The sequence below is a fragment of the Bisbaumannia salifodinae genome (assembly GCF_055388505.1).
On sequence record NZ_AP043781.1, the window covers coordinates 3,549,204 to 3,574,993 of the forward strand.

Below are 25,790 nucleotides of genomic sequence, written 5' to 3' on the forward strand. Positions count from 1 at the left end.
GCACCGACAGGGTGACTTCCAGAACTTCTATGCTGTAGGTACGTCAACCCGATCCGAGGTCGCCTCGCCCCACCGCCCTGCCCGGGGCGCGGCGGCTCACCAGGGGGAGGGGTACCGTGATCCGCGTGGAAGGCGTGACCAAGCTGTTCGGTCCCGATCCGGCCTCGGTGCTGGCCCGGCTGAAGGCGGGCCAGGGCAAGGCCGAGCTCCAGGCCGAGAGCGGTCATGTGCTGGGGGTCAATGACGTCAGTTTCGCCCTGGAGCCCGGCGAGGTGTTCGTGATCATGGGGCTCTCCGGCAGCGGCAAGTCGACCCTGATCCGCTGCATCAATCGCCTGATCGAGCCCACCGCCGGGCGCATCTTCCTGGAGGACCCGGAGACGGGGAGCGAGGAGATCACCGGCGCCTCCCCCGAGCGACTGCGACGCCTGCGCCGCCGGCACCTGAGCATGGTCTTCCAGCACTTCGCCCTCTTCCCCCATCGCTCGGTGCGTTCCAACGTGGCCTATGGCCTGGAGATCCAGGGCGTGGCGACCGATGAGCGGCTGCGCCGCGCCCAGGAGGTGCTGGCGATGGTGGGCCTGGACGACTGGGGCGACGCCTACCCCCAGACCCTCTCCGGCGGCATGCAACAGCGGGTGGGCCTGGCCCGGGCCCTGGCCACCGAGGCCCGGGTGCTGTTGATGGACGAGCCCTTCTCGGCCCTGGACCCACTGATCAAGGTCACCATGCAGCAGGAGCTGAAGAAGCTGCAGGCACGGCTGGGGCGCACCATCCTCTTTATCACCCACGACCTGGACGAGGCGATGCGCCTGGGGGATCGCATCGCCATCATGGAGGACGGCGCCATCGTCCAGTTGGGCACCCCGGAACAGATCCTGGTCAATCCCCGCACCGACTACGTGGCGCGCTTCGTGGAGCACGCCGATCCCACCGCGGTGATCACCGCCGGCACCATCGCCCTGCCCCTGGGCGACCGGGCCTTCACCCCCCTGGGGGAGCGGGACGGGCTGCGGCTGCTGGGGCATCGCGACCATCCGACGCTGTGCCTGGGAGTGGACGACGCGGGGCGCCTGCGGGGCGCCTGGCGGGACGAGCGCCCCCTGCCCCTGGGCGAGCTGGGGAGGACCCTGGAGACGCCGCCACCCGGCCACCCCCGGGACGACCTGCTGCTGAGCTGTTCCCGGGACGAGGTGCTGCGCCGGGTGCTGCGCGGCCGATTGCACAGCAGCCTGCCGCTGCTGGTCACCGAGGAGGAGCGCCTGGCGGGGCTGATCGACGAGCCCCAACTGATCCATGGCATCCTGGAGAAGCGCGGCCCCCGCGTCGAGGAGGCGACCGCATGAACGAGCTGATGGAATTCCTGCGCCTGCTGATCACCGACCCCTTCGGCCTCTTCGAGGCCCTGCCGATGCGCCAGTGGATCACCGAGGCGGTGAACTGGGTGGTGGCCAACTTCCGCGGCTTCTTCCGCGGCTATGTGAGCCCACCGGTGCAGTCGGTGATGCAGACCACCCAGTGGGCCCTGGGCGGCATTCCCCCCGGCCTCTTCCTGGTCGGCATCTTCCTGATCGGCTGGCGGGCGGCCTCCTGGCGGGTCGGGCTCTTCGCCTTCGCGGCCTTCGCCCTGGTGGGCGTCATGGGGGTCTGGGACGCCCTGATCGTGACCCTCTCCCTGGTGGCCACCGCGGTGCTGTTCTGCGTGGCCATCGGCCTGCCCCTGGGCATCCTCTGCTCCCGCAGCGACCGCTTCGCCACCCTGATGCGTCCGCTGCTGGACATCATGCAGACCACCCCGCCCTTCGTGTACCTGGTGCCGGCGGTGATGCTGTTCAGCATCGGCAATGTGCCGGGGTTGATCGCCACCATCATCTTCGCCATGCCGCCGATGATCCGCCTCACCAACCTGGGCATCCGCCAGGTCAGCCAGGAGTATATCGAGGCCGCCGAGGCCTTCGGTTCCACCCCCCGCCAGATCCTCTGGAAGGTGCAGTTTCCGCTGGCCCTGCCGACCCTGATGGCGGGGCTCAACCAGACCATCATGCTGTCGCTGTCGATGGTGGTGATCGCCGCCATCATCGGCGCCGGCGGCCTCGGCCTCGAGGTCTACGCCGGCCTGGAGCGGCTCAATATCGGCCAGGCCTTCGTCGGCGGCATCGGCATCGTGCTGCTGGCCATGGTGCTGGACCGTATCACCCAAGGCCTGGGCGACAAGGCGCCGGGCCGGGCGCCCGACGAGCGCCCCTGATCGTCAGAGGAGGTGTGCCATGAAAGACGTCATCCATCGAACCCGCCCCCTGAAGTGGGCCCTGCTGGCCGCCGCCGTGGCCTATGCCCTCACCGCCACCGACAACGCCGCCGCCGAGGAACCCGGGGCGGGCGTCAGCGTGCAACCGGCGGTGGCGACCTGGACCTCGGCGGTGCCGGTGAGCTGGGTCTTCGTCGAGCTGCTGGAAGAGCTGGGCTACGAGGTCCGGGACCCCATCGCCCTCTCCAACCCGGTGGCCTACCTGGCCATCACCGAGGGCGACGCCCACTACTGGCCCAACGGCTGGTTCCCGCTGCATGACCCGCAGTTGCCCGACGGCTTCCACGACGCCGCCACCCTCTTCGAGGCCCACTGCGGTGCCTGCGGCATCCAGGGCTACCTGGTGGACAGCGCCTCCGTGGAGGCCCACGGTATCACCGGCATCGATGACTTCACCCGCGACGAGGTGAAGGCCGCCTTCGACGCCACCGGCGACGGCAAGGCGGACCTCTTCGGCTGCCCCCCGGGCTGGGGCTGCCACGAGGGCATCAACGCCATGCTCGATCGCTTCGAGCTGCATGAGCATATCAATCACGTGGACGCGGGCTACGCCGCCAACTTCGCCGAGGTGCTGTCGCGGATCCAAAGCGGCGAGCCGGCCCTCTACTACACCTGGGGCCCCAGCGCCTGGCTGCTGGCCCTGACGCCCGGCGAGGAGGTGATGTGGATCAATGCCCCGGGCATCGTCGCTGACGAGGCGGAACGCGCCGGGGGCGTGAGCGGGGCGGTGAGCGACCCTATCGAGATGGGCTTCGTGGCCGCCGATATCCGCGTGGCCGCCAATAACGCCTTCCTCGAGGCCAACCCGGCCGCCGCCGAGCTGTTCCGCCGGATACGCCTGCCGCTGGCCTGGATCAGCGAGGTGGACAACGCCATGGGCGAGCAGCAGCTCACCGACGACCAGGTACGGCCCCTGGCGGCGGAGTGGATCGAGGCCAACCGCGACAGCGTCGACGCCTGGCTGGAGGCGGCCCGGGCCGCAGCCGAGTGACGAGGGTCACGGAGTCCTAGGAGTCCCAGCGCAGCGGGCCGGCCTCGCTTGCTTCGGGAGACGCCCCCGCCTCGCCGCGGGGCGTCTCCAGCTCCAGCCGGGCCCGCTCCACCAGGCTCTCCGGCAGCTCCCGCTTGACCGCCACCCCCAGCTCGGCGAAGTCGGCGGCCTGCTTGACCAGGTTGCCCTTGCCGTTGACCAGTTGCCCCAGGGCCTGGTCGTAGCTGCCGCGGGCGCCATCCAGCTTGCGCCCCACCTCCTCCATGCTGACCAGGAAGGTGCGCAGCTTGGCATGGAAGCGCTCGGCGCGGCCGGCCAGCTCGGCGCTATGCCGGCTCTGGTCCTCGAAGCGCCATAGCTGGCGGACGATATTCAGGCTGGTCAGCAGGGTGGTGGGGGTGGCCACCAGGACGTTCTTCTCCAGCGCCCGCTGGAAGAGGGTCTCGTCGGCCTTGAGGGCCTCCACATAGGCGGACTCCACCGGCACGAACATCACCACCACCTCCGGGGAGTTGAGCCCCGGCAGGTCGTAATAGTGGCGCTCGGCCAGCTCGTCGATGCGCGCCGCCATGGCCCGGCAGTGCTCCCCTAGGGCCTCGCGGCGCTGCGCGTCCGTGTCGGCGTTGACGTAGCGCACATAGGCGACCAGGGAGGTCTTGGCATCGATCACCAGGTGGCGGCCCTGGGGCAGGTAGACGATGGCGTCCGGGCGTCGCCGCCCCGCCTCGGTGGCGATGCTGACCTCGCGGCGGTAGTCCTTGCCCAGGCGCAGGCCGGAGCCGTCGAGGACGTTCTCCAGCATCAGCTCGCCCCAGTTGCCCTGGACCTTCTTCTGGCCCTGGAGGGCCTGGGTCAGGCGCTGGGCCTGGTCGGTGATCTCGCGGTTGAGGGACTGCAGCTGCTGCAGCTCGGTGCGCAGCTGGATACGCTGCTCGCTCTCCTGGCGCTGGATGCTGGCCACCTGGTCACGAAAGCCCTTCATCTCGCTGTGCAGCGGCTGCAACAGGCCCTGGATGCGCTGCTGGGAGAGCTCGCCGAAGGCGCGCCCCTTGCGCTCCAGCACCTCGTTGGCCAGGGCCTCGAACTCCTGGGTCAGCTGGCTGCGGCTCTCCCTGAGCAGGGCCAGCTGCTCCTGGAAGTGCTGCTCCTTGAGGGCCAGGTGTTCGGTGAGGCGCTCGCGCTCCTGGCGCAGCTCCTGCTCGCCCTGCTGGGCGCGGGCCAGGCGGGTCTCGAGGCCCTGCTGGGTCTCGCGGGCCGCGGCCAGGGCCTCCCGGGCGGCATCCCGCTGCGCCTCGAGACGCGCCTGGGCCTCCCGGGCCGTGCCCAGGCGGCGGGCCGCGACCGCCCCGACCAGGCCGGCCGCCAGCAGGGCCCCGGACAGACCCGCCAGGAGGCTCAAGAGCAGGGGGTCGGAGATCATCGCAGCATCCTTATCGTTGGGTTCCCGCCCCCATGGTAGGCGAGGCGCCGCCGCTCGGGAATGGCCAGGCGCCTGTCGGACGCAACCCCGACAGGCGCCTGGCCGTTGAAGCCCTTCGGCCTCGGACCTGCAATACTTAAGCCAACACCACTTCCGGCCCGGAGACTCGTTATGCGCCCCCAGCCCTCTGCCCTCCTCGCCCTGTTGCTCAGCGCCCTGCTGCTCGCCGGCTGCACGGTCAATACCTACCCCGACGGTAGCCGCGACACCGAATGGGGCGCCCCGGAATCCGACGAGCCTCCCACCCGCCAGGAGCGCCAGGCGTTCTAGGCTCTGTACGAAAACTGCCTGCGCTCGCCGACTTTTCGTACAAAACCTAGCCCTCGCTCTCCAACGCCAAGGGCCCCGCCTCGAGTCTCGAGGCGGGGCCCTTGGCGTGTTAGCGGCGGGCGATCAGGCCTGCTGGAAGGGGTAGACGCTGCCGATGGCGAGCAGTCGGGTCAGCTCGTCCAGGGCGGTCAGGGTCTCCTCGGCCAGTTGAGGGTCGGCCAGGTCCTCCGGGGCCAGGCGGTCCCGGTAGTGGCGCTCGACCCAGGCGGTCAGGTCGCCGTGCAGGCCGTCATCGAGCAGCACCCGGCCGCTCAAGGCGGCGCGCTCCGCCGCGGAGAGGGCGACCCGCAGGCGCAGGCAGGCGGGGCCGCCGCCGTTGCGCATGCTCTGCTTGACGTCCTTGACCAGCACCTCGTTGATCGGGTTGGGGCCGGCGATCAGCAGGTCCTGGATGGTGCGCCATACCGCCTCGTTCTCCTGGCACTCGCCGGGCACCACCAGGGTCATGGAGCCGTCCGGGTTGGAGAGCAGCTGGGAGTTGAAGAGGTAGGAGGCCACCGCGTCCTCCATGCTCACCGCCTCCTTGGGCACCCGCACCGGGATCAGCGGCGTGGCCATCTTGGCGCGCAGCTCGTCGAGGGTGCCCTGCTCGTCGAGGAAGGCCATCTCGTGGTAGAGCAGCACCGGGCCGTTGCCCACCGCGATCACGTCGTTATGGAAGACGCCGGCATCGATGGCGTCCGGGTGCTGCTGGGCGAACACCGTCTGGGCCTCGCCGAGGCCGTGCTGACGGGCCACCGCCTGGCTCGCCTCCAGGGTCTGGCGGGCCGGGAAGCGCTTGGGCTCGACGCCCTCGCCGAAGGCCCGGCGACCGTAGACGAAGAGGTGCACCCCAGGCTCGCCGTGGCCGGCGCCCAGGCGGGTGTGGTTGGCCGCGCCCTCGTCGGAGAAGGCCGGGGTGGCCGGCAGCACCGGATGGTGGGCGAAGTAGGCCTCGTCCTTGAAGATGGCCGCCAGCACCCGGCCGGTGGTCTCCGGCTCCAGGTAGCGGTGGAAGCTGGACTGCAGGTTGGCCGGGGTGAAGTGCACCCGGCCGTCCGGGGCATCGACGCTGGGGGTCACGGTGCCGGCATTGGCGGTCCACATGCTGGAGGCGGAACACACCGCCCGCAGCAGCTGGGGCGCCTCCTTGGCGGCCCGGGCCAGCACCTCGCGGGTGCTGCCGGTGAAGCCCAGGGCGCGCAGGGCGCCCAGGTCGGGACGCTGCTGGGGCGGCAGCACGCCCTGGGCGTAGCCGGCCTCCATCAGCGACTTCATCTTGCCCAGGCCCTGGAGGGCCCCTTCCCGGGGATTGGAGACCAAGCCGCCATGGGACATGGAGGCCACGTTGCCGTGGGCCAGGCCGGAGTAGTTATGGGTCGGCCCCACCAGGCCATCGAAATTGACTTCAAGCACGCTCACAGCGACACCCCCGGCGACTGATGAGTGGGCAGGGCCAGAGGGCCCCGCATGGCGGCAGCCTTGATCACGCTGCGACTCATAGACTCACCCCCGGCGGAAGAGAATCAGGCAGCGCCAGGTCATCGGCCTCCACCGAGGCCACCGGATAGGCACAGTAGTCGGCGGCATAGTAGGCACTCGGGCGGTGGTTGCCGCTGTCGCCGACGCCGCCGAAGGGGGCGTCGCCGGAGGCGCCGGTGGTCTGGCGGTTCCAGTTGACGATGCCGGCGCGGATGCGCAGCAGGAAGTCGTCCCAGTCGGCGCGCTCGCCGCCGATCAGGCCGGCGGAGAGGCCATAGCGGGTGTTATTGGCCAGGCGCAGGGCCTCGTCCCAGTCCCGGTAGCGGTGCACCTTGAGCAAGGGGCCGAAGTGCTCCTCGTCGGGCACCGGGAGGCCGGTGACATCGATCAGCGCCGGGCTCAGCAGGCTGGTGTTCTCCTCCAGCCGGCGCATGCGCGAGAGCACGCTGCCGCCCAGGGCCTCCAGGTCGTCCTGGGCCTTGAGCAGGCCATCGGCGGCGGCCACGCTGACCAGGCCGCCATAGAAGGGGGCGGGCTCGCTGAACTGGCCGGCCACCCGCAGCTTGTCGATGGCCGAGACCAGGGCCTCGATCAGGCGGTCACCCACCTCGCCCTCGGGCACCATCAGGCGCCGGGCGCAGGTGCAGCGCTGGCCGCCGGAGAGGAAGGCCGACTGCAGGATGGTCAGCACGGCGGCCTCCTGGTCCGGCACGTCCTTGACCACCAGGGGGTTGTTGCCGCCCAGTTCCAGGGCGAGGATCTTGTCCAACTGGCCGGCGAACTGCTGTTGCAGCAGGCCGCCCACCTTGGCGCTGCCGGTGAACAGCAGGCCGTCGATATCCGGCGCCGAGGCCAGGGCCTGGCCCACCGGGGCCGCGCCCTGCACCAGGTTGATCACGCCGTCGGGCAGGCCCGCCTCGCGCCAGCACTGCAGGGCCAGGTCGGCGGTCAGCGGGGTCTGCTCGCTAGGCTTGAAGACCACGGTGTTGCCGGCCAGCAGCGCCGGCACCATATGCCCGTTGGGCAGGTGGCCGGGGAAGTTGTAGGGGCCGAAGACCGCCATCACCCCGTGGGGCCGGTGGCGCAGCACCGCCTTGGCGTCGCCCAGATCACGCTGTCGCTCGCCGGTGCGCTCCTCATAGGCGCGAATCGACAGGGCCACCTTGCCGATCATCGCACCCACCTCGGTGCGCGCCTCCCACAGCGGCTTGCCGGTCTCGCCGGCGATGGCCGTGGCCAGGTCTTCCCGGTGGCGCTCCAGCACCTCGCGGAAGCGCTCCACCAGCGCCTGGCGCTCGGCGAAGGGGGTCCTGGCCCAGGCCGGGAAGGCGGCGCGGGCGGCGGCCACCGCCGCCTCCACCTGGGCGGGGCTGGCACAGCAGCCCTCCCAGAGGGCCTGGCCGGACACCGGGTCGGTCTTGGCAAGCGCCTCCGCTTCGCCGTCGACCCAGGTGCCGCCGATCAACTGTTGCTGCTTGGCCTGCATGCGTTTCTCCTAAGTCTCGAGTAGGCGGAGGGAATCGCCCGCGCCGACACCCAGTCGACGCGACTCCTCCTCGGTCAATACGATGACATCGTCGGCGTTGGGGCCACGCCCCACCCAGCCGGCGCGGAAATCCAGCATGGAGGTGCTGGAGGCGAGCCAGCCGGGACGCTCGCCGCTCTCGGCCCGGGCCGCCACTTCCACCTGGCAGAGCCGCGAGGTGCGCACCGCGCGCACGTCGTCCAGGTAGGCCTCCACGGTGGGGCCGCCGTCGAAGATGTCGATATAGCCTTCCCAGCGCAGCCCTTCCTTCTTGAGCATCTCCAGGGCCGGGCGGGTCTGTTCGTGGACCTGGCCGATGCACTCCCGGGCCTCCTCGCTGAGGAAGGGGGTGTAGATGGGGAACTTGGGCATCAGCTCGCCGATAAAGCTCTTCTGCCCCAGGCCGGTGAGGCGGTCGGCCTCGTTGAAGTCCATGGGGAAGAAGTGGCTGCCCAGGCACTGCCAGAAGGGGCTGATGCCGTTCTCATCGAAGCGCCCGCGCATCTCCGCCAGCACCTTGTCCGGGAAGCGGTCGCGGAACTGCGCCATAAACAGCCAGCGCGCCTTGGAGAGCAGGGTGCCGTTGCGGTCCTTGCGGTATTCGGGGCGCAGGTAGAGCGAGCAGACCTCGGCGTCGCCGGTGTGATCGGAGCTCAGGAAGAGCGTGTCGATGGTGCGGTGCAGGTCGAGCTGCACCGAGGAGTGGGCCAGGGTCCCCAGGCGGTAGTTGTAGAAGGGCGCGTCGTGACCCACCTGGCCGACCACCGCGCAGCAGCCGGCCAGCTCGCCGCTCGCCTCGTCCTCGAGGACGAAGAAATAGAGGCGGTCGTCGACCGGGGTGCGCTCCTCGAAGGCGCTGGCGGCGGCCTCGATCTTGCCGGCCAGGAAGTCGCGGTTGTCGGGCAGCGAGGTGAAGCCGACCCCGGTCTGCTGGGCCAGGGCCTGGAGGCCGTCCAGGTCATCACGGGCGATGGGACGAATACGCATCACAGCTCTCCCTCGTCATAGACGTCATCCACGGCGGGCAGGGCCAGGGGTGCCACCAGCACCGCGCGACCTTCCTCCACGCCGAGCACCTCGGCGTGCTCCGGCGACAGCATCAGCTGGCCGGTGGGCGAGAGCGCGTAGCGGGCCACCACGCAGCGGAACTCGCCCAGCTTCTGGTTGGCGATCATCGCCGGCTCGGCGTCCGGCAGGCTGGCCGCCGGACGCACCCGCACCGGGTGCCAGGCGGCGCGCCGGAAGGTCTCCAGGCGCTCCCGCTCGCCCTTGATCACCGGGCCGGCGTCGAAGATATCCACATGGCGGGAGCGCACGAAGCCCTCCGCCAGCATCTCCTGCATGGGCGTCTCGTGGGCCGGGTGCTCGCGGCCGATGGCGGCCCGCGCCTGGGGCGTGAGCAGCGGCAGGTAGAGCGGGAACTGCGGCATCACCTCGGCGATAAAGCTCTTCGAGCGCACCCCGGCGATATGGTTGATGTCCTGGTAGCCGCGGGCGAAGAAGTGATTGCCCACGCTGTTCCAGAACGGCGACTCGCCCTCGGCGTCCAGGAAGCCGGGGAAGGCCACCGCCAGGATCTCGGCGAAGCGCTCCGGGTACTGGGCGATAAACATCAGCCGCGCGCGGCGCAGCAGGCTCTCGGCGCTGGTGCCCTTGTAGCGCTCGTCCAGGGAGAGGGCGCACAGCAGGGTCGCCTCGGAGACCTCGTGGGAGAGCGACAGGGTCTGCACCTCGCGGCGCACGTTGAGCTGCTGGGAGGCGTGGATCAACGTCTCCTGGCGGTAGGTGTAGTAGGCCTCGTTGGCCCCCGCCTGGGCACGGATGGTGGCGGTACCCACCACCTCGCCGCGCTCGCGATCCTCGATCACGAAGGTGTAGTGCTCATCACCCGGGAAATCGACCTCGCGGCCGAAGGCGCGTTGCGAGCGGGTGATGCGCTCCTCCAGCCGGTCGCGATGGGCCGGCAGGTTGGTCAGCCGCGGCGTGGCGGAGCCCGCCAGCCGCTCCAGGGCCGGCAGGTCCGCCGGCCGCACGGGGCGTACGACCAGCATGGCGAGTCCTCCAGGGGACAGGGATTGACTCTCGGGCATGGGCGACCTCATCCCTGGGCGACGAGACGATCGATGGCGCGCTCCAGGCGAGCCATGCCCTCGCGGATATCCGCCTCGGGGATCACCAGGGAGGGCGCCATGCGCAGTACATTGGGGCCGGCGATCAGGGCCATCACGCCCTCCTCGATGGCCAGCGGCAGGATGTCCTTGGCGCGGCCTTCCCAGGCGTCGGCCATCTGGGCGCCGATCAGCAGGCCCATGCCGCGCACTTCCTTGAAGAGGCCGTGCTTGCGATTGATCGCCTCGAGCAGCTCGCGGAACAGGGCGTGGCGCTCCTCGACGCCGCCCAGCACCTCGGGGGTGTCGATGGTCTCCACGGCGGCCAGGGCCACGGCGGAGGCCAGGGCATTGCCGCCATAGGTGGAGCCGTGGGTGCCGATGGCCAGGGACGGCGCCACCTTGTCGGTGGTCAGCATGGCGCCCACCGGGAAGCCGCCGCCCAGGGACTTGGCGGTGGTCAGGATGTCCGGGGTGACGCCATAGTGCATATAGGCGTAGAGCTTGCCGGTACGGCCGACGCCGGTCTGCACCTCGTCGAAGATCAGCAGGGCGTCGTTAGCGTCGCACAGCTCGCGCAGGCCCTCGAGGAAGGCCGGGGTGGCCGGCACGATGCCGCCCTCGCCCTGCATCGGCTCGACCATGATGGCGCAGGTGTCATCGCCGACCAGCGCACGGACGCTCTCCAGGTCGTTGAACTCGGCGTGCAGGATGCCGCCGGGTACCGGGCCGAAGCCCTGGGAGTACTTGGGCTGGCCGCCGACGCTGACGGTGAAGAAGGTGCGGCCGTGGAAGGACTGGCGGAAGGAGATGATCTTGTCCTTGTGGGCGCCATGGGTGTCATGGGCCCAGCGACGCGCCAGCTTCAGGGCCGCCTCGTTGGCCTCGCCACCGGAGGAGCAGAAGTAGGCCTTGTCGGCGAAGGTGCGTTCCACCAGGCTCTTGGCCAGGACCAGGGCCGGCTCGTTGGTGTAGACGTTGGAGAGGTGCCAGAGCTTGTCGGCCTGGGTCCTGAGGGCATCCACCAGCACCGGATGGCAGTGACCCAGGGCATTGACGGCGATCCCGCCGGCGAAGTCGATGTACTCGCGGTCCTGCTGGTCCCACAGGCGGCTGCCCTCGCCACGCACCGGAATCACCTGCTGGGGGGCGTAGTTGGGCACCATGTACTGGTCGAAGTCGCTGCGAGTCGGGGTATAGCTCATGGTCTTCTCCATCCTGTGGGAATGCTCGATCATGGGAGTATAGGGACGCCGGCCCAAGGAAGCTTTCATCGATGGGACGGCGAATTATCAAAAGCGGTTAGGGTGACGAGGACTGCGATGTTCAATGCCACTACCTGGAATCGCCTGCGCTACGGCCTCTATGCGCCGATCTATGACGCCGTGGCCGAGCGCACCTTCCGGCGGCCGCGCCAACTGGCCCTGGCGCAGCTGGAGTGGCCGCCCCGGGCCCGGGTGCTACTGGTGGGGGCCGGCACCGGCCTCGACCTGCCCTGGCTGCCGGAGGACGCCGAGGTGCATGCCACCGACCTGTCACCGGCCATGGTACGACGAATCGCCCGCCGCGCCGAGGCGCTGGGCCGGGAGGTGCACTGCCGGGTGATGGATGCCGCCGACCTGGACTACCCGGACCGGCACTTCGACGTGGTGGTGATGCACCTGGTCGTGGCGGTGATGCCGGAGCCGCAGCTCGGCCTGGCCGAGGCCCATCGGGTGCTGCGCGACTCGGGCCAGTTGGGGGTGATGGACAAGTTCCAGGCCGACGAGCGCCCCGCCGGCCTCGGGCGGCGCGCCCTCAACCTGGTGACCCGCGCCATCGCCACCGATATCACCCGCCAGGCCCGGCCGCTGCTGGAAGCCGCCGGCTTCGTGATCGAGGCCGACCGGCCGGTGCTGATGGGCTCGCTGTTTCGCGCCCTGCGGGCCCGCAAGGCCGACACCCTCAGCGAAGAGGATTAGCGCCCGGTGCGGCGGCCCCTCAGGCGGTGAGTCGCTCTTCCCGGGGCGTCATCCCGAAATGATTGCGGTAGGCGGTGGAGAAATGCGCCCCGGAGGAGAAGCCGGTCTGCAGGGCGATCTCCCCCACCGCCTGATCGCTCTCCCGCAGCAGCTTGCGGGCCTGCTGCAGGCGCAGGTTGAGGTAGTAGCGGCTGGGCACCGCCTGCAGGTACTTCTTGAACAGCCGTTCCAGCTGGCGCCGGGAGATGCCCAGGTGCTCGGCCAGCTCGTGGGTGGTGAGGGGCTCCTCGATATTGGCCTCCATCAGGGTCACCGCGTCGATCAGACTCTGGGGAGCGTGGCCCAGCCGCGAGCGCAGCGGCACATGCTGGGGCTCGTCGGCCATGCGGATGCGCTCCAGCACGAAGTGCTCGGAGACCGCCTCGGCCAGGGGCTGGCCGTGCTGCATGCCGATCAGGGTCATCATCATGTCCATGGCGGCGGTGCCGCCGCCGCAGGTGAGGCGATCCCGGTCGATCTCGAACAGCTGATGGGAGAGCCGCACCCGGGGGTAGTCCCGGGCGAAGGCGTCGAAGCGCTGCCAGGGCAGGGTCGCCCGGTAGCCGTCCAGCACCCCGGCCCGGGCCAGCACCTCAGCGCCGCCGGCGATGCCGCCCAGCACCACCCCGCCCCGCGCCAGCCGCCGCAGCCACTCGTCCAGGGACGGCGCCAGGCTACCCGCCAGGGGCGAGGGGGCGCAGACCAGCAGTAGGTCCGGGACCGCGTCCAGCTCGTCGATGCGCTCGCCGGGCAGCAGCGCCACCTCGGCGACACTGCCCACCTCCCGGCCATCCAGGCCCAGGCTATGCAGCTCGTAGAGGCGTCGCCCGGCGAGCTGGTTGGCCACCACCAGGGGCTCCAGGGCACAGGCCTGGGCCAGCAGCGAGAAGCCCGGCAGCATCACCGCCCCCACGCGGCGGGGGTGTCCGAGGTTGGCGCTGGAAAAGGGGGCATCGTGCATGGGCAGACTCCGATCGCGGAACCCACCATCTTACCCAATTGCCCGGGAGGGAAAAGCGCCGGGGTGGGCCGAGAGAAAAAGCCGTCCCAGAACCACAAAGGCCGCCCCGGAGGGCGGCCTGGCGGCGGAGATCAGCGACCGAAGAGGAAGAAGCCCACCGCGATGATACCCACCACGATGGCGATCAGCAGGACCCGGTGCACGCCATGGGCCGACTCCCGGGCCTCGGGTTGATCCTCGTCGGGTTCGGGATTGCTGTAATCCTCCGGCTGCCTGACTTCCTTGAGGTGCTGACGTTCCTCTTCCGGGGTCTTGCTTTCACGAGTATCCATCGCGAGCCTCCGCGCCAGTTGCACTTGCCGACCGGCGCCGAGGCGCCGGTCAGACGCTGATCACATCGAATTCCGCCACCGGATCGACGTCGGCATCGTAGTCCACGTCGTCGCGCTCGAAGCCGAAGAGCTTCAGGAATTCATGCTTATACCCAGCATAGTCGGTAATCTCGAAGAGATTCTCGGTGGTCACCCGGGGCCAGAGCTCCTTGCAGGCCTGCTGGACGTCGTCGCGCAGCTCCCAGTCGTCGAGGCGCAGGCGTCCCGCCTCGTCGGTGGTCATTTCTCCACCCTGCCCTTCCGGTGAATAGAGACGCTCGCCGAACAGCCGGTTGAGCTGCTCGATGGTGCCCTCGTGGAGGCCCTGGGCCTTCATCACCCGGTAGACCATGGCGATATACAGCGGCATCACCGGGATGGCGGCACTGGCCTGGGTGACCACCGACTTGAGCACCGCCACGTTGGCGCCGCCACCAGAGGCGGCCAGGCGACGGTCGATCTCGCCGGCGGCGCGATCCAGGTCCTCCTTGGCCTTGCCCAGCGCCCCATGCCAGTAGATCGGCCAGGTGATCTCGGTGCCGATATAGCTGAAGGCCACGCTGCGGGCGCCCGGGGCCAGCACGCCGGCCTTGTCCAGGGCATCGATCCACAGCTCCCAGTCCTCGCCGCCCATCACGGTGATGGTGTCCTCGATCTCCTCCTGGGTGGCGGGCTCCACCTCGGCCTCGATGATGGCGTCCTTGTTGGTGTCGATGGCGGTGGCGCGGTAGGTCTCGCCGATCGGCTTGAGGCTGGAGCGCTTGAGCTCGCCGCTGTCGGGCAGCTTGCGCACCGGCGAGGCCAGGGAGTAGACCACCAGGTCGACCTGGCCCAGGTCTTCCTTGATCAGTTCGATGGCCTTGGCCCGCACCTCGTGGGAGAAGGCGTCGCCATTGATCGCCTTGCTGTAGAGGCCCTCGGCCTTGGCGAACTTGTCGAAGGCGGCGGAGTTGTACCAGCCGGCGGTGCCGGGCTTCTTCTCGGTGCCGGGCTTCTCGAAGAACACCCCCAGGGTGTCGGCGCCATAGCCGAAGGCCGCGGTGATGCGGGCCGCCAGGCCATAGCCGCTGGAGGCGCCGATCACCAGCACCTTCTTGGGACCGGCGGCCTGGTCGAGGCCCCGGGCACGGGTCGCCTCGATCTGCTCGAGCACGTTCTGCTCGCAGCCGACGGGATGGGTGGTGGTGCAGATAAAACCGCGAACCTTGGGTTTGATGATCACGACTGACCTCGACTTCTTGCTGTTCGATCCTTCGCGGCCGCCTGCCGGCCACGCCGAGTAATACGGCCATTCTACCGACTCGCCGCCGGGCTGTCCGCCCTTGAGCACGGCGGCCATATCAACGAAGATGCCGGCAAGGCGCCCGACGGGCGCACCGCTTAGCAGGTAGTCAGGATGGATTTCGAGACACTGGTCGAGGAGCGCCGCGAACTCTGGTTGGTGCTGGCCCCGCTCTGGCTCGATCGCGAGCCCGGCGAGCGGGACTATGCCCGCATGGTGGCGGTGGTCCGGCGCAGCGGCCTCACCCTCAGGCAGCTGGAGTGGGTCTTCCGCCTGGAACTGGCCCCGGTGCTGTCGCGGCACCAGATGTCGGTGGCCGGGGAGTGGCGGGCCTTCGACGAGGCGCGGCTGCTGCGTCAGCTGGTGGCCCACAATCGCCGCCTGCGCGGCTGGCGACGCCAGTGCTGGGCGCTCTTCTCGGGGTTGACCACCATGATGACCCGGCATCGCTGGCAGGAGCTGATGATGCGGGTGCAACTGGCCGAGGACGAGGCGGCGTCAGGCGCCGGGCGGGCCGACTAGCCGGCCTCGAAGGGGCTCTCCAGGGCCCGCTCCAGGGCGGGGCGAATCACCCGCTGGCCGTCCCGGGGCGCGAAGCGCGCCAGTACCTTGCCATCGCGACTCACCAGGAACTTGGTGAAGTTCCACTTGATCAGGGTGCTGCCCAGCACCCCCGGCGCCTGGCGGCGCAGCTCGAGAAACAGCGGATGGGCCTCGGGGCCATTGACCTTGACCTTCTCCATCAGCGGGAAGGTGACCCGGTACTCCCGGCCGCAGAAGGCGCAGAAGTCACGGGCCGACTCCGGCGACTGGCGGGCGAACTGGTTACAGGGAAAACCCAGCACCATGAAGCCCTGGTCGCGATAGCCCCGATAGAGGGCCTCCAGCTCCTCGAGCTGGGGCGTGAAGCCGCAGCGACTGGCCACATTGGTGATCAACAGCACCTGACCGCGCAGGGCGCGCAGGTTGAAGGGTTCGCCGAGGTGGGTATGGCAATCGATATCGTAGAGCGACATGCCGCAGGCCCGCTGTTCTGGAAATTCCAAGATGCCACGACGCCGCGGGGGATGCCACCCTGCCGTGGCCCTCTCCCCGCCACTCGAGCTAGCGGCGCGGCCATTGGTGCCTAATACGCCGACAGGCCCCGGCCAACTGGTCGCGGCGCTGCTGGCGCTCCGCCTCGCTCAATCGCGCATAGGCCAGGCGCTCATAGGCCCGGGCCGCCTCGTCCAGGGGCGCCGGGGCCAGGCCCCGGGCGGCCACCCGGCGCAGATGGGCCGCCGGCGATTCACCGGGACGCGCGCCCTGGCCGCGCCGGGCCAGCCAGGCCTGCAGGCGGCGCATCAGCCAGGCTTCATGGCGCCGCGCCCGGAGACGCGGCCAGCCCCAGCGCAGCGCCAGGACGAGCCCCCCGCCTAGCCCCACCAACAGCACCAATAGCAATGGGCCGCGAATGCCCGTGGTCAGGCGGGCCCAGGCCTCGCTCCACCATTGCTGGAGCCTGGCCAGCACGGCCTCCCGGCGTTGCTGCTGATACCCCACCACGCCGCGCTGCCAGCGATACTCCAGGCGCTCCCACTCCAGTCGCGCCCGGTTGAGCCAGCTCACGTCCCGCAGCCGCAGCGGCGAGAAGGGCGCATTGGCCAGGTAGGCCTGGTCGGCGTCATTCACCGCCTGGGGCCCCTCCTCGATACGCTCCGGGGCGATGGCGGCAGTAGGATCGAGGCGCCGCCAGGCGCCGTCGAGCCACACCTCGGTCCAGGCGTGGGCGTCATAGTCACGCACCGTGTAATGGCCGTCGGGATGGCGCTCGCCCCCCAGGAAGCCCACCACGATACGTGCCGGGATGCCCACCGCCCGGGCCATCACCGCGGTGGCGGAGGCGTAGTGGGTGCAGTAACCGGCCCGGCTCGCGAAGAGAAACTCATCGACCCGATCGCGCCCGGTGAGCCGCGGCGGGGCCAGGGTATAGCGGAAGGGGGCCTCGCCGAAACGTGCCATCAGCGCCGCCAGATAGGCCTGGGGGTCGCCGCCGACCTCCCGCCACAGCCGCCGGGCCAGCTCCCGGCTGCGCGGATTGGCGCCCTCGGGGAGCCGGGTGTACCAGGCCGGCCCCGCGGGGTCGGCATGGGCCGGGGCCTCGCCGCTGCTGGCCAGGCGCAGCAGGCTACGCCCGGCCAGGGGCTCCAGCCCCTCCAGGGTGCCATCGGTGAGGTAGCGTTGGCGCACGTCGCTGGCCAGGGGGGCGCCCAGGGAGGGGCGCCAGGGGCGGCTGTCGGGCTCCAGCAGCAGCTCGGCGCGGAAGCGCGTCGGCGCCCCGTCGGCGAAGGGCGAGCGGGTGGCCGGCACCGCCAGGCGCTCCTCCGCCCGGCCCAGGGCCCGGGCCAGCTCCGCCGGGGTCAGCCGCGACCAGCGCTCGCCATCGAAGCGCGACAGGGTATAGACCCGCCAGTAGCGCTCATCGGGGCGTGGCTCGCGCCCCTCGAAGCGCGCCCGGAAGGCCCGGGCGGCACTGCGTGACAGCTCGGCGATATCGCCGGGGGCGATCTCCTCGGTGAGGCCGGTGGCGGCGCGCTCCGTCTGCGGCATGCTCCACAGCGGTCCCAGCCGCGGAAAGAGCAGGAAGAGCACCACCATCAGCGGCAGCGACAGCCCCGCCAGCCACAGGGTCTCGCGCCAGCGGCTCGCGGGCTGGGCGGCCCCGGCCAGCCCCACCAGGGACTGCAGCAGCCAGACCGCCGCCACCAGGGCCCCGATCGTCATCAGCACCCCCTGGTCGTGGAGGAAGGCCACCGTCATGGCCACGAAGCCGATGCAGATCACCACCCGGGCATCGCGGCGATTGTGGGTCTCCAGCAACTTGAGCAGGTAGATGCCCAGCAGCACGCCGATCAGGCCATCCATGCCATGCAGGCTGCCGAACTCCACCCACAGCGCCGCCAGCACGCCGATCACCGCGGTCAGCCGCAGCAGGATACTGGCCCGGGGCACCCGGTCGCGCAGTTGCAGGTAGCGCCAGCCGGCGGCGGCCAGGGCCACCCCCAGCAGCCAGGGGGGCATCCAGGCCAGGTGCAGGGCCACCACCAGGCACTGGCCGATAAACAGCTGGCGCAGCATGGCCGCCGACAGGGAGCGGCCATCCGCCAGCACCACCGGGGCGGCACTCATGGGAGAGCCTCCGAGGGCTTCTCCCCTAGGGCCCTATGGAGAGGAGCCGCGCTCATGGGGTCACCTCCGGGGTCTGCCCCCATAGGGCCAGGGCGCGCAGGGCGCGGCGCCGCTGGGCATCGCCGCCGTCCGGGGCCAGGGTCACCCCGGGCAGGCGCAGGCCATAGGCGTCGCCGGCGCGGTGATGGGCCAGCACCCGGGCGCACAACCAGGCGAGGCGGCGCTCGGGATCCCCTGGCGCCTCGTCGTAGTCGAGCCACAGCACCCGCCGCGGTGGCCGGCTGAACTGCTTGGTGGCCAGCATGCCGGTGCGACTCCACTGCTTCCAGGCCAGCCGGGACGGGTTATCGCCGGGCACATAGCGACGCAGTCCGCTGAAGTCGCGCTCCTCCTGCCCTTCCCCCTCGTCCCGAGTGGTGCGGGACGCCTCGTCCAGGGGCGCCGGATAGACCAGCAGCGGGTCGCCGGGGGCCACCCAGGCCAGTACCCGCACCAGCCCCAGGGGCCAGTCGCTGTGCAGACGCAGCAGCGGCAATGACTGCCAGCCGCGGCGCACCGCCGGCAGGGTCAACTGGGCCTGGCCCTCGCCGTGCTCGATCACGCAGATCACCGGGTCGCCCCCCAGGCGCAGCTGGATGCCCTGGCGGGCCCGGGGCGCCTGGAGATGCACCCCCAGGCGCGCCTCGCCGCCGGCGAAGACCTCCTGGGGCGGGCGCAGGGTGACGCGGATGCCGTGCAGGTTGCGCCAGCCCCGCCACAGCGCCACCAGGGCGATGGCGAAGAGCCAGAAGGCCAGGCCATAGGCGAGGTTGTTCTGGTAGTTGATGCCGAATAGCAGCAGCACCAGCACCAGGGTGGCCCAGCCCAGGCCGAAGGCGGTGGGCAGCAGGAAGAGGCGGCGCTGGTGCAGCGGCTGTCCCTGGGGGGTGGCCAGGCGGCGCCGCCAGCGCTGCCGCCAGGAGGCTCGGTACGCCATGCCCAGCGCCATGGCTAGCCCAGCACCGGTACCGCGGTGAGCAGTTGCCAGGCCAGGCCCTCGCCCTCCTCCCGGCGCGCCTCGCTGAAGCGGTGGCCCACCACCGGCACCCAGACCGCCTGGACGTCCTCCGGCAGCACATGATCGCGCCCCTCCAGCAGGGCCCAACCCCGGGCCGCATGCAGCAGGGCCAGCACGCCCCGGGTGGAGAGCCCCCAGGGCAGTTCGGCGTGCTCGCGGCTGGCCTTGGCCAGGGCCTGCACATAGTCGAGCAGGCTGTCGGAGGCATGCACCTCGGCGACCCGCGCCTGCCAGCCGCGCAGGGTCTCGGCGTCGAGCAGGGCGGCGAGCTCATGGAGACGCCCCCGCCCCGCCTCGCCCTTGAGGATCTCGCGCTCCGCCCTGGCATCGGGATAGCCCAGGGAAAGGCGCATCAGGAAGCGATCCAGCTGCGACTCCGGCAGCGGGAAGGTCCCCGACTGCTCCTGGGGATTCTGGGTGGCGATGACGAAGAAGGGATCGGGCAGGGCGCGGGTCTCGCCCTCGATGGTCACCTGACCCTCCTCCATGGCCTCGAGCAAAGCGCTCTGGGTCTTGGGGGTGGCGCGGTTGATCTCGTCGGCCAGCACCAGGCCGTGGAAGATGGGGCCGGGATGGAAGCGGAAGCTGGCGTCCCGGGGATCGAATACCGAGACCCCCAGCACGTCCGCCGGCAGCAGGTCGCTGGTGAACTGGATGCGCTGCATCTCCAGGCCGGTGACCCGGGCCAGGGCCTGGGCCAGGGTGGTCTTGCCCAACCCCGGCAGGTCCTCGATCAGCAGGTGGCCCCGGCACAGCAGACAACACAGCGCCAGGCGCACCTCCCGGGGCTTGCCGCGCACCACCCGAGCCAGGGCCTCGGCCACCCGGGCCAGGCGCGCCTCGCTCAGCGGCGGCGGCAAGGGGCGGTTCATGCCGGCGACTCCAGCAGGCCACGGCGCCGCAACGCCTCGATGGCACGGCGGGTGTCCGGGGTCACCGAGTCCAGGGCCAGGGCCTCGTCCAGGGGCAGCCAGAAGGCCTCCGCCACCTCCTCCGCCTGGAGCCTCAGGGGGCCGTCGTAGTGCACCAGGAAGAGGCTGCCGAAGATATGGTGGCCGCCCTCCACGTAGCGGAAGCCGCCACAGGGCCGCAGCGGCACGCCGCGAATCCCCAGTTCCTCGGCGAGCTCGCGGCGGGCGGCGACATGCTCCGCCTCGCCGGCGCCCACCACCCCCCCGGCGGCCAGGTCCAGGTGGCCGGGGAAGACCTCCTTGATCAGGGTACGGCGCTGCACGCAGAGCTCGCCCCGGCCATTGAGCACCACCACATAGGTGGCCCGATGCCAGAAGCGAAAGCGCCGCATCAGCGCCCGGGGGGCACTGCCACAGGGGCGGTTGCGGGCGTCTACCAACTGGATGGACTCATCGGCGATCACCGGCTCGGGCAGGGCCAGGGTCGAAGCAATATCGGCGGTCATCGGACTCTCCTGTGGATCTCCCCTCAGCCTACTCAGTCACCGCCCATAGGGCCAGAAAGAGCGGGAGTCGAAACGGGCCACCGGCTGAGACTCTGGGCTAGGGACTATTCTGGGGGCAGGCCCATCGATTCAGGAGCGCCTCGATGCGCGACTTTGCCCCCCGCGAGACCCTGGCCAGCCATCGGGTCGAGAACCAGCCGCCCCCGGACGACGACCGGGACGCCTTCGCCGACGACCTGCCGCTGCGCGAGGCCCTGAGCCACGAGGCCCCGGCCTGGGTCGCCGAGCGCCTGGCGCCACTCGGTCAGGCGGTGGGCAGCCGCGAGGTGCAGGCCTGGGGCGAGGAGGCCAATCGCCACCCCCCGGAGCTGCGCCTCTTCGACCGTTACGGGCGGCGCCTGGACGAGGTGCGCTATCACCCGGCCTATCATCGGCTGATGGAACTGGCCTGCCGCGGCGGCTGGCACGCCGTGGCCTGGCGGGAGGAGGGGCGCGGCGGCCACCAAGCCCATGTGGCGGCCCTCTATCTGCTGACCCAGGCGGAGCCGGGCTTCTGCTGCCCGATCACCATGACCCATGCCGCCCTGCCCGCCCTGCGCCATGCCCCCGAGGTGCTCGCCGCCTGGCAGCCCAAGCTGCTGGCTCACGATTACGACGGCCGCGCCCTGCCCCTGGCCGACAAGGCCGCCGCCACCCTGGGCATGGCCATGACCGAGAAGCAGGGCGGCAGCGACGTGCGCGCCAACAACACCCGGGCCGAGCGCGACGGCGACGGCTACCGCCTCACCGGCCACAAGTGGTTCTGCAGCGCCCCCATGTCCGACGGTTTCCTGACCCTGGCCCAGAACGACGCCGGCCTGGGCTGCTTCCTGGTGCCCCGCTTCACCCCGGATGGCGCGCGCAACGCCATCGAGCTGCAGCGCCTCAAGGATAAGTGCGGCAACCGCGCCAATGCCTCGGCGGAGATCGAGTACCGGGGCGCCTGGGCCCTGCCGGTGGGCGACCCGGGCCGCGGCATCGCCACCATCCTCGAGATGGTCCAGCAGACCCGCCTCGACGCCGCCGTCGCCCCGGTGGGCATGATGCGCCAGGCGCTGGTGTGTGCCTGGCGGCATGCCTGCGGCCGCCACGCCTTCGGCAAGCGCCTGGCGGAGCAGCCGCTGATGCGCGCGGTGATTGCCGACCTGGCCCTGGAGGTGGAGGCCGGGGTGGCGCTTAGCCTGCGCGCCGCCCGGGCCTTCGATGCCGCCGCCGACGACGCCGAGGAGGCGGCCCTGGCGCGGCTGCTGCCGACCCTGGCCAAGTACTGGCATAACCGCCGCGGCCCCGGCTTCATGGCCGAGGCCATGGAGTGCCTGGGCGGCATTGGCTATGTGGAAGAGTCGCCCCTGGCCAGGCTCTATCGGGAGGCCCCGGTGAACTCCATCTGGGAGGGCTCCGGCAACGTGATCTGCCTGGACCTGCTGCGGGTGGTACGGCGCCACCCCCAGAGCCTGGAGGCGCTGTTCGCCCTGCTGGCCCGGGCCAGGGGTCGCCAGGGCGACTATGATCGCGCCCTCGAAGAGATTCACCGCCTGCTGGCCGGCCCCGCCGAGGCGCTGGAGCCCCGGGCCCGCTGGCTGACCCAGCGCCTGGCCCAGGCCACCCAGGCGGCGCTGCTGCTCGACCGGGCCCCGGCGGCGGTGGCCGAGGGCTTCTGTCGCAGCCGCCTGGGCGAGGCCAGCCCCGCCTATGGCTGCCTGCCCGCCGACCTGGCCCTGACGCCGATCCTCGAGCGGCTGCCCGGCCCTTGAGTGCGACAAAGCGCCGCCTTGGTTACCCTGGTGCCGCGGCTAAGCTTAGTCGTCTCTCATACCGACAAGGATGCATCATGCGCGCACTTTCCCTTCGCCTCGGCCTCGTTGCCGGCCTGGCCGCCGCAGCCCTGGCCGCCCTGCCCCCTTCCGCCCTGGCCCACGAGGCCCATCATGGGGACCTGCGTATCGCCCACCCCTTCGCCACCCCCACGCCGCCGGGGGCGCCCAATGGTGCCACCTACCTGGATATCGGCGTCGAGGGCGAGCGACCGGCGCGCCTGATCGGCGCCAGCAGCCCGGTCAGCGAGGTGGTGGAGCTGCACGACATGACCATGGAGGACGACCGCATGGTGATGCGCCGGCAGGAGGCCTTCGAGATCGCCCCCGGCGAGACCCTGACCATGCGTCCCGGCGGTGGCACACACCTGATGCTGATCAACCTGGAAGCCCCCCTGACGGTGGGCCAGCGCTTCCCGCTGACCCTGGAGTTCGCCGAGCGCGATAGCGTCGAGGTGGAAGTCTGGGTGGAGGAAGCGTCGGTGGGCAGCGAGGCGGCGGATGCCCACCACCACTGAGTCGTGATTCCCTCATCCCGCGCGGCGGGTCAGCAGCCCCGCCAGGGCCTCCGCCGGCATGGGCGGGGCCAGGGCATAGCCCTGGGCGTGGGTGCAACCATAGCGGGCCAGGGCCTCCAGGGTGGCGAGGGATTCCACCCCCTCCGCCACCACCCGGATCCCCAGGCGCCGCCCCAGCAGGGCCACCGCCTCGACGATGGCGGCGTCCAGGGGTTCCTCCTGCAGGTGGCTGACGAAGCTACGGTCCAGCTTCAGCTCGCTGACCGGCAGCATCTGTAGCCGGGCCAGGGAGGAGAAGCCCACCCCGAAGTCATCGATGGCCAGCTCCAGGCCGTGCAGGTGCAGCCGTGCCGCCACCTCGCCACCCAGTAGCTCGTCGTCCATGGCCGCGGTCTCGGTCACTTCCAGCACCAGGGGCGGCGCCTTGGCCAGGCCGGCGCGCAGCTCCTCCATCAGCAGTAGCAGTTCCTCGCTCATCAGTTCCTCGGGGGTCACGTTCACCGAGATGCTGTCGAGCCCCTGCAGGGTCGGCCAGCGCGCCACGTCCGCCATCACCCCCGTCAGCATGCAACGGGTCAGGCGGCGGTACTGCTCAAGCGTCATGCTACCAAGGAACTGCCCCGGCACCAGGATGCCCCGCCGGGGATGCCGCCAGCGCACCAGGGCCTCGACGCCGCTGATGCGCTGCCCGGCCAGCTCCAGTTGGGGCTGGTAGTAGACGAGGAACTCGCCCTGGGTCAGGGCTCGCTCGATCTCTTCACCGATACGCGGGGCGACCCCTGCCTCCGCCCGGCAGGTCTCCCGGGGCAAGGGATGCAGGCCATCGAGGCGCTGGCGCAGCTCCGCCAGGCGAAAGGACTTGGGCAGGGAGTCGAGCATCAGCAGCCCCAGGGTGCGACCGACCCGCTCGGCGATACGCACCACCTTGCGCTCGACACCGCTGAGCAGCAGCACGGCGCCGACATAGCCGAGCCGGGCCAGGTCGCGCAGCACGGCGATGCCATCGATACGCCCCGGCTCCAGGGCCAGCACCACCAGTTGCGGACGGCGCCGGTCCAGCTCCTCCAGCAGGCGCTGGCGACTCCGATAGTAGCGGGCGCGAATGCCCAGGGTATGCAACTGCAGGGAGAGCGAGGCGGCCACGTCCTGGTCGCTGTCCAGCACCGCCGCCTCGTTGGAATGCGTCGACGTCATGCCCTTCTCTCCCGGGATAGGCTGGCTATATCAGGCTAAGCCTAACAGGGGCGGGCCGGGGCGCCAGGCGGGCCGTCAACGCAGGGTGACGTCACAGTGGCCCCCAGACCACGCGGATCGCCAGGCCCAGCAGCAATACCCCGGTGATGCGATGGATCCAGTGGGCCCGGGCCTGCAGCCAGGGCAACACCCGGCCGTGGGTGAGCCCCACCGCCACCAGGGCATACCAGCCGCCGTCGATGATCATGGCGGTGGCGACGATCAGCGCCTTGGCCGCCACCGACATCTCGGGGCTGACGAACTGGCTCAGCAGGGCCACGAAGAAGAGGATCAGCTTGGGGTTGCCCAGGGCCACCAACAGCCCCTCCCGGGCCGCCTGGCGCGGTGTCGTCGCCACGCCCTCGGCGGCCAGGGCGCCGCCGCGGCCGGCGCGCAGCGCCTTGATACCCAGCCAGGCCAGGTAGGCCGCCCCCAGCCAGGTGATGGCCTGGAACAGCGCCGGCTGGCGGGCCACCAGGGCGCCCAGACCCCAGACGGTCAGCAGCGCATAGAGCCCCACCCCCAGGGCATGGCTGAGGGCCGCGGTGACCCCGGGGGTACGACCGCCGCCCAGGGTATGGCGCAGCACCAGCGCCAGGCTGGGCCCCGGCGAGACGGCCCCCATGGCGCAGACCGCCGCCAGTGACAACCACAGTGATAATGGCATCCTGCCTCTCCTCCTTGGGTTAGTGACGCGAAAGCGGCACCTCCAGCTTACCAAGGCCAGGGTCGCCATGCCCTTGGCCCTTGGGCGAGGGCTCAGCGATGAAACTGCCCCTCGCGTTCCGGCTGCCAGAAGATGGCATCGATGCGCAGCTTGATCCCGCTGCCGTCCGGCAGCGGCCAGTCGATGATATCGCCGATGCGCAGGCCCAGCAGGGCCGCGCCGATGGGCGCCATCACCGAGAGCCCATCCTCGGTGGCGGCCAGGGCATGGGGATAGACCAGGGTGCGGATCATCTGGCGGTCGCGGGTCAGGTCGGTGAACTGCACCTGGCTGTTCATGCTGACCACATCCTCGGGGATATCCTCCGGGTCGATGACCTCGCCCCGGGTCAGTTCCTCCTCCAGGGACTCCGCCACCGGCCGGTCCCTGTCGCTGGCGGCATCGATCAGCCGCTGCAGGCGCTCGGCATCGAGACGGTTGATGATAATAGCGGGACGTGACGACATGGTGCCTCCTACAGGCCGGTCAACGCTCTATGGACGAAAAACCGACCGTCCAACGAAAACAGTCCTCCGCCCGCAAGCGGGCGAAGGACTGTGAATTCAGCGCATCATAAGCCTTAACGGCGGGCTTGGACAGCCCCCACGAAGGCCGCAGGAAAAGGCGCCTACACTGTTCGGCAACGCCGCCGAAGCCACGAGGGGAAGGGCAGTGAAATATATCTTCGAGGTACGTATCCGCGACGGCTATCGGGCCGAGGACTATGCCGCGGCCTGGGTGCGCGCCAGCCAGCGCATCCAGCGGGCGCCGGGGGCGCGGGGCACCGAGCTGCATCGCAAGATCGATGACCCGCGCACCCTGATCGCCATCGCCCACTGGGACAGCAAGGCCAGCCGCGACGCCATGGAGGCGCGACAGGACCCGCTGGTCAAGGAGATCATTCGCGCCGCGGCCCCCTGCTGCGAGATCCACCTGATCGGCGAATTCGAGGAACCGGAGTGGGTGGTGATGCCGCCCGAGAAAGCGCTATGACCCTGAGATATGCCCACCTGTCCCCCGA

The 25,790-nt window shown here is 70.5% G+C and carries 26 protein-coding genes; 9 read left to right on the forward strand and 17 right to left on the reverse strand.

Annotation, left to right across the window (positions count from 1 at the left end):
• The first annotated feature begins 116 nt into the window (after window positions 1-116).
• From ACZ5EF_RS16530 to proX, 3 genes are read left to right on the forward strand one after another with little or no spacing between them, the layout of a single operon-like run.
• Complete coding sequence (locus ACZ5EF_RS16530) at window positions 117-1,346, forward strand: quaternary amine ABC transporter ATP-binding protein (protein WP_346061515.1); 1,230 nt, start codon at window positions 117-119, stop codon at window positions 1,344-1,346.
• On the forward strand, window positions 1,343-2,248 hold the full coding sequence (locus ACZ5EF_RS16535; protein ID WP_346061514.1) for an ABC transporter permease: 906 nt from the start codon (window positions 1,343-1,345) through the stop codon (window positions 2,246-2,248). Before ACZ5EF_RS16530 ends, ACZ5EF_RS16535 begins: the two co-directional genes overlap by 4 nt.
• 19 nt (window positions 2,249-2,267) lie before the next feature.
• A complete protein-coding gene (gene proX, locus ACZ5EF_RS16540) occupies window positions 2,268-3,299 on the forward strand; it encodes a glycine betaine/L-proline ABC transporter substrate-binding protein ProX (RefSeq protein WP_346061513.1) in 1,032 nt (343 codons plus the stop codon).
• 16 nt (window positions 3,300-3,315) lie between these two features.
• Here proX and ACZ5EF_RS16545 read toward each other — a convergent pair whose 3' ends face one another.
• Window positions 3,316-4,719, reverse strand: a complete 1,404-nt coding sequence (locus tag ACZ5EF_RS16545) for a DNA recombination protein RmuC (RefSeq protein WP_346061512.1) — start codon at window positions 4,717-4,719, stop codon at window positions 3,316-3,318.
• Between the two features lie 171 nt (window positions 4,720-4,890).
• On the opposite strand from ACZ5EF_RS16545, the gene ACZ5EF_RS16550 reads away from it, so the two are divergent.
• A complete protein-coding gene (locus ACZ5EF_RS16550; protein ID WP_346061511.1) occupies window positions 4,891-5,049 on the forward strand; it encodes a hypothetical protein in 159 nt (52 codons plus the stop codon).
• Between the two features lie 123 nt (window positions 5,050-5,172).
• Here the strand turns inward: ACZ5EF_RS16550 and astB are convergent, their stop codons facing one another.
• The 5 genes from astB to ACZ5EF_RS16575 all read right to left on the reverse strand — a co-directional run bounded on the left by astB (window position 5,173) and on the right by ACZ5EF_RS16575 (window position 11,408).
• The gene (gene astB, locus ACZ5EF_RS16555) at window positions 5,173-6,510 is read right to left on the reverse strand and encodes an N-succinylarginine dihydrolase (RefSeq protein WP_346061510.1); all 1,338 of its coding nucleotides are present in this window, start codon (window positions 6,508-6,510) and stop codon (window positions 5,173-5,175) included.
• Window positions 6,511-6,586: 76 nt separating this feature from the next.
• On the reverse strand, window positions 6,587-8,056 hold the full coding sequence (astD, locus tag ACZ5EF_RS16560; protein WP_346061509.1) for a succinylglutamate-semialdehyde dehydrogenase: 1,470 nt from the start codon (window positions 8,054-8,056) through the stop codon (window positions 6,587-6,589).
• 9 nt (window positions 8,057-8,065) lie between these two features.
• The gene (gene astA, locus ACZ5EF_RS16565) at window positions 8,066-9,082 is read right to left on the reverse strand and encodes an arginine N-succinyltransferase (protein WP_346061508.1); all 1,017 of its coding nucleotides are present in this window, start codon (window positions 9,080-9,082) and stop codon (window positions 8,066-8,068) included.
• Window positions 9,082-10,146: an arginine N-succinyltransferase gene (locus ACZ5EF_RS16570; RefSeq protein WP_346061507.1), complete on the reverse strand. Its 1,065-nt coding sequence runs from the start codon at window positions 10,144-10,146 to the stop codon at window positions 9,082-9,084. Before ACZ5EF_RS16570 ends, astA begins: the two co-directional genes overlap by 1 nt.
• A 47-nt stretch (window positions 10,147-10,193) precedes the next feature.
• Window positions 10,194-11,408: an aspartate aminotransferase family protein gene (locus tag ACZ5EF_RS16575; protein ID WP_346061506.1), complete on the reverse strand. Its 1,215-nt coding sequence runs from the start codon at window positions 11,406-11,408 to the stop codon at window positions 10,194-10,196.
• Window positions 11,409-11,525: 117 nt separating this feature from the next.
• Between ACZ5EF_RS16575 and ACZ5EF_RS16580 the strand changes: the two genes are divergently transcribed.
• Window positions 11,526-12,164, forward strand: a complete 639-nt coding sequence (locus ACZ5EF_RS16580) for a class I SAM-dependent methyltransferase (RefSeq protein ID WP_346061505.1) — start codon at window positions 11,526-11,528, stop codon at window positions 12,162-12,164.
• A 19-nt stretch (window positions 12,165-12,183) separates the two neighbouring features.
• Here ACZ5EF_RS16580 and ACZ5EF_RS16585 read toward each other — a convergent pair whose 3' ends face one another.
• The 3 genes from ACZ5EF_RS16585 to fabV form a co-directional block, all read right to left on the reverse strand.
• A complete protein-coding gene (locus ACZ5EF_RS16585; protein WP_346061504.1) occupies window positions 12,184-13,164 on the reverse strand; it encodes a GlxA family transcriptional regulator in 981 nt (326 codons plus the stop codon).
• A 131-nt stretch (window positions 13,165-13,295) separates the two neighbouring features.
• Window positions 13,296-13,496 carry a hypothetical protein gene (locus tag ACZ5EF_RS16590; RefSeq protein ID WP_146801462.1) on the reverse strand — a complete coding sequence of 67 codons (201 nt, stop codon included), beginning with the start codon at window positions 13,494-13,496 and terminating at the stop codon, window positions 13,296-13,298.
• A 49-nt stretch (window positions 13,497-13,545) separates the two neighbouring features.
• Entirely contained in the window at window positions 13,546-14,757 is a 1,212-nt protein-coding gene (gene fabV / locus ACZ5EF_RS16595; RefSeq protein ID WP_346061503.1) for an enoyl-ACP reductase FabV, read from the reverse strand.
• A 174-nt stretch (window positions 14,758-14,931) separates the two neighbouring features.
• On the opposite strand from fabV, the gene ACZ5EF_RS16600 reads away from it, so the two are divergent.
• Entirely contained in the window at window positions 14,932-15,339 is a 408-nt protein-coding gene (locus ACZ5EF_RS16600) for a DUF7079 family protein (RefSeq protein WP_346061502.1), read from the forward strand.
• On the opposite strand, the gene ACZ5EF_RS16605 is transcribed toward ACZ5EF_RS16600, so the two are convergent.
• The 5 genes from ACZ5EF_RS16605 to ACZ5EF_RS16625 form a co-directional block, all read right to left on the reverse strand.
• A complete protein-coding gene (locus ACZ5EF_RS16605; RefSeq protein WP_346061849.1) occupies window positions 15,336-15,833 on the reverse strand; it encodes a glutathione peroxidase in 498 nt (165 codons plus the stop codon). The two genes, ACZ5EF_RS16600 and ACZ5EF_RS16605, sit on opposite strands and share 4 nt — an antisense overlap.
• 88 nt (window positions 15,834-15,921) lie before the next feature.
• On the reverse strand, window positions 15,922-17,985 hold the full coding sequence (locus tag ACZ5EF_RS16610) for a transglutaminase TgpA family protein (RefSeq protein ID WP_346061501.1): 2,064 nt from the start codon (window positions 17,983-17,985) through the stop codon (window positions 15,922-15,924).
• Window positions 17,986-18,037: 52 nt separating this feature from the next.
• Window positions 18,038-18,961, reverse strand: coding sequence for a DUF58 domain-containing protein (locus ACZ5EF_RS16615; protein ID WP_346061500.1), 924 nt, complete (start codon window positions 18,959-18,961; stop codon window positions 18,038-18,040).
• 14 nt (window positions 18,962-18,975) lie between these two features.
• Window positions 18,976-19,914, reverse strand: a complete 939-nt coding sequence (locus ACZ5EF_RS16620; RefSeq protein ID WP_346061499.1) for an AAA family ATPase — start codon at window positions 19,912-19,914, stop codon at window positions 18,976-18,978.
• Window positions 19,911-20,459, reverse strand: coding sequence for an NUDIX hydrolase (locus ACZ5EF_RS16625; protein WP_346061498.1), 549 nt, complete (start codon window positions 20,457-20,459; stop codon window positions 19,911-19,913). The genes ACZ5EF_RS16620 and ACZ5EF_RS16625 overlap by 4 nt, the downstream gene beginning before the upstream one ends.
• A gap of 143 nt (window positions 20,460-20,602) precedes the next feature.
• Here ACZ5EF_RS16625 and ACZ5EF_RS16630 point away from each other — a divergent pair, with 143 nt between their 5' ends.
• Window positions 20,603-22,252 carry an acyl-CoA dehydrogenase family protein gene (locus tag ACZ5EF_RS16630; RefSeq protein ID WP_346061497.1) on the forward strand — a complete coding sequence of 550 codons (1,650 nt, stop codon included), beginning with the start codon at window positions 20,603-20,605 and terminating at the stop codon, window positions 22,250-22,252.
• Between the two features lie 77 nt (window positions 22,253-22,329).
• On the forward strand, window positions 22,330-22,830 hold the full coding sequence (locus ACZ5EF_RS16635; protein ID WP_346061496.1) for a copper chaperone PCu(A)C: 501 nt from the start codon (window positions 22,330-22,332) through the stop codon (window positions 22,828-22,830).
• Between the two features lie 12 nt (window positions 22,831-22,842).
• Here the strand turns inward: ACZ5EF_RS16635 and ACZ5EF_RS16640 are convergent, their stop codons facing one another.
• The 3 genes from ACZ5EF_RS16640 to rnk all read right to left on the reverse strand — a co-directional run bounded on the left by ACZ5EF_RS16640 (window position 22,843) and on the right by rnk (window position 25,236).
• Entirely contained in the window at window positions 22,843-24,024 is a 1,182-nt protein-coding gene (locus tag ACZ5EF_RS16640) for an EAL domain-containing response regulator (protein ID WP_346061495.1), read from the reverse strand.
• Window positions 24,025-24,115: 91 nt separating this feature from the next.
• Window positions 24,116-24,730: a LysE family translocator gene (locus ACZ5EF_RS16645; protein WP_346061494.1), complete on the reverse strand. Its 615-nt coding sequence runs from the start codon at window positions 24,728-24,730 to the stop codon at window positions 24,116-24,118.
• 92 nt (window positions 24,731-24,822) lie between these two features.
• Window positions 24,823-25,236, reverse strand: coding sequence for a nucleoside diphosphate kinase regulator (rnk, locus tag ACZ5EF_RS16650; RefSeq protein WP_346061493.1), 414 nt, complete (start codon window positions 25,234-25,236; stop codon window positions 24,823-24,825).
• A gap of 205 nt (window positions 25,237-25,441) precedes the next feature.
• Here rnk and ACZ5EF_RS16655 point away from each other — a divergent pair, with 205 nt between their 5' ends.
• A complete protein-coding gene (locus ACZ5EF_RS16655; protein WP_346061492.1) occupies window positions 25,442-25,762 on the forward strand; it encodes an antibiotic biosynthesis monooxygenase family protein in 321 nt (106 codons plus the stop codon).
• Window positions 25,763-25,790 lie beyond the last annotated feature (28 nt).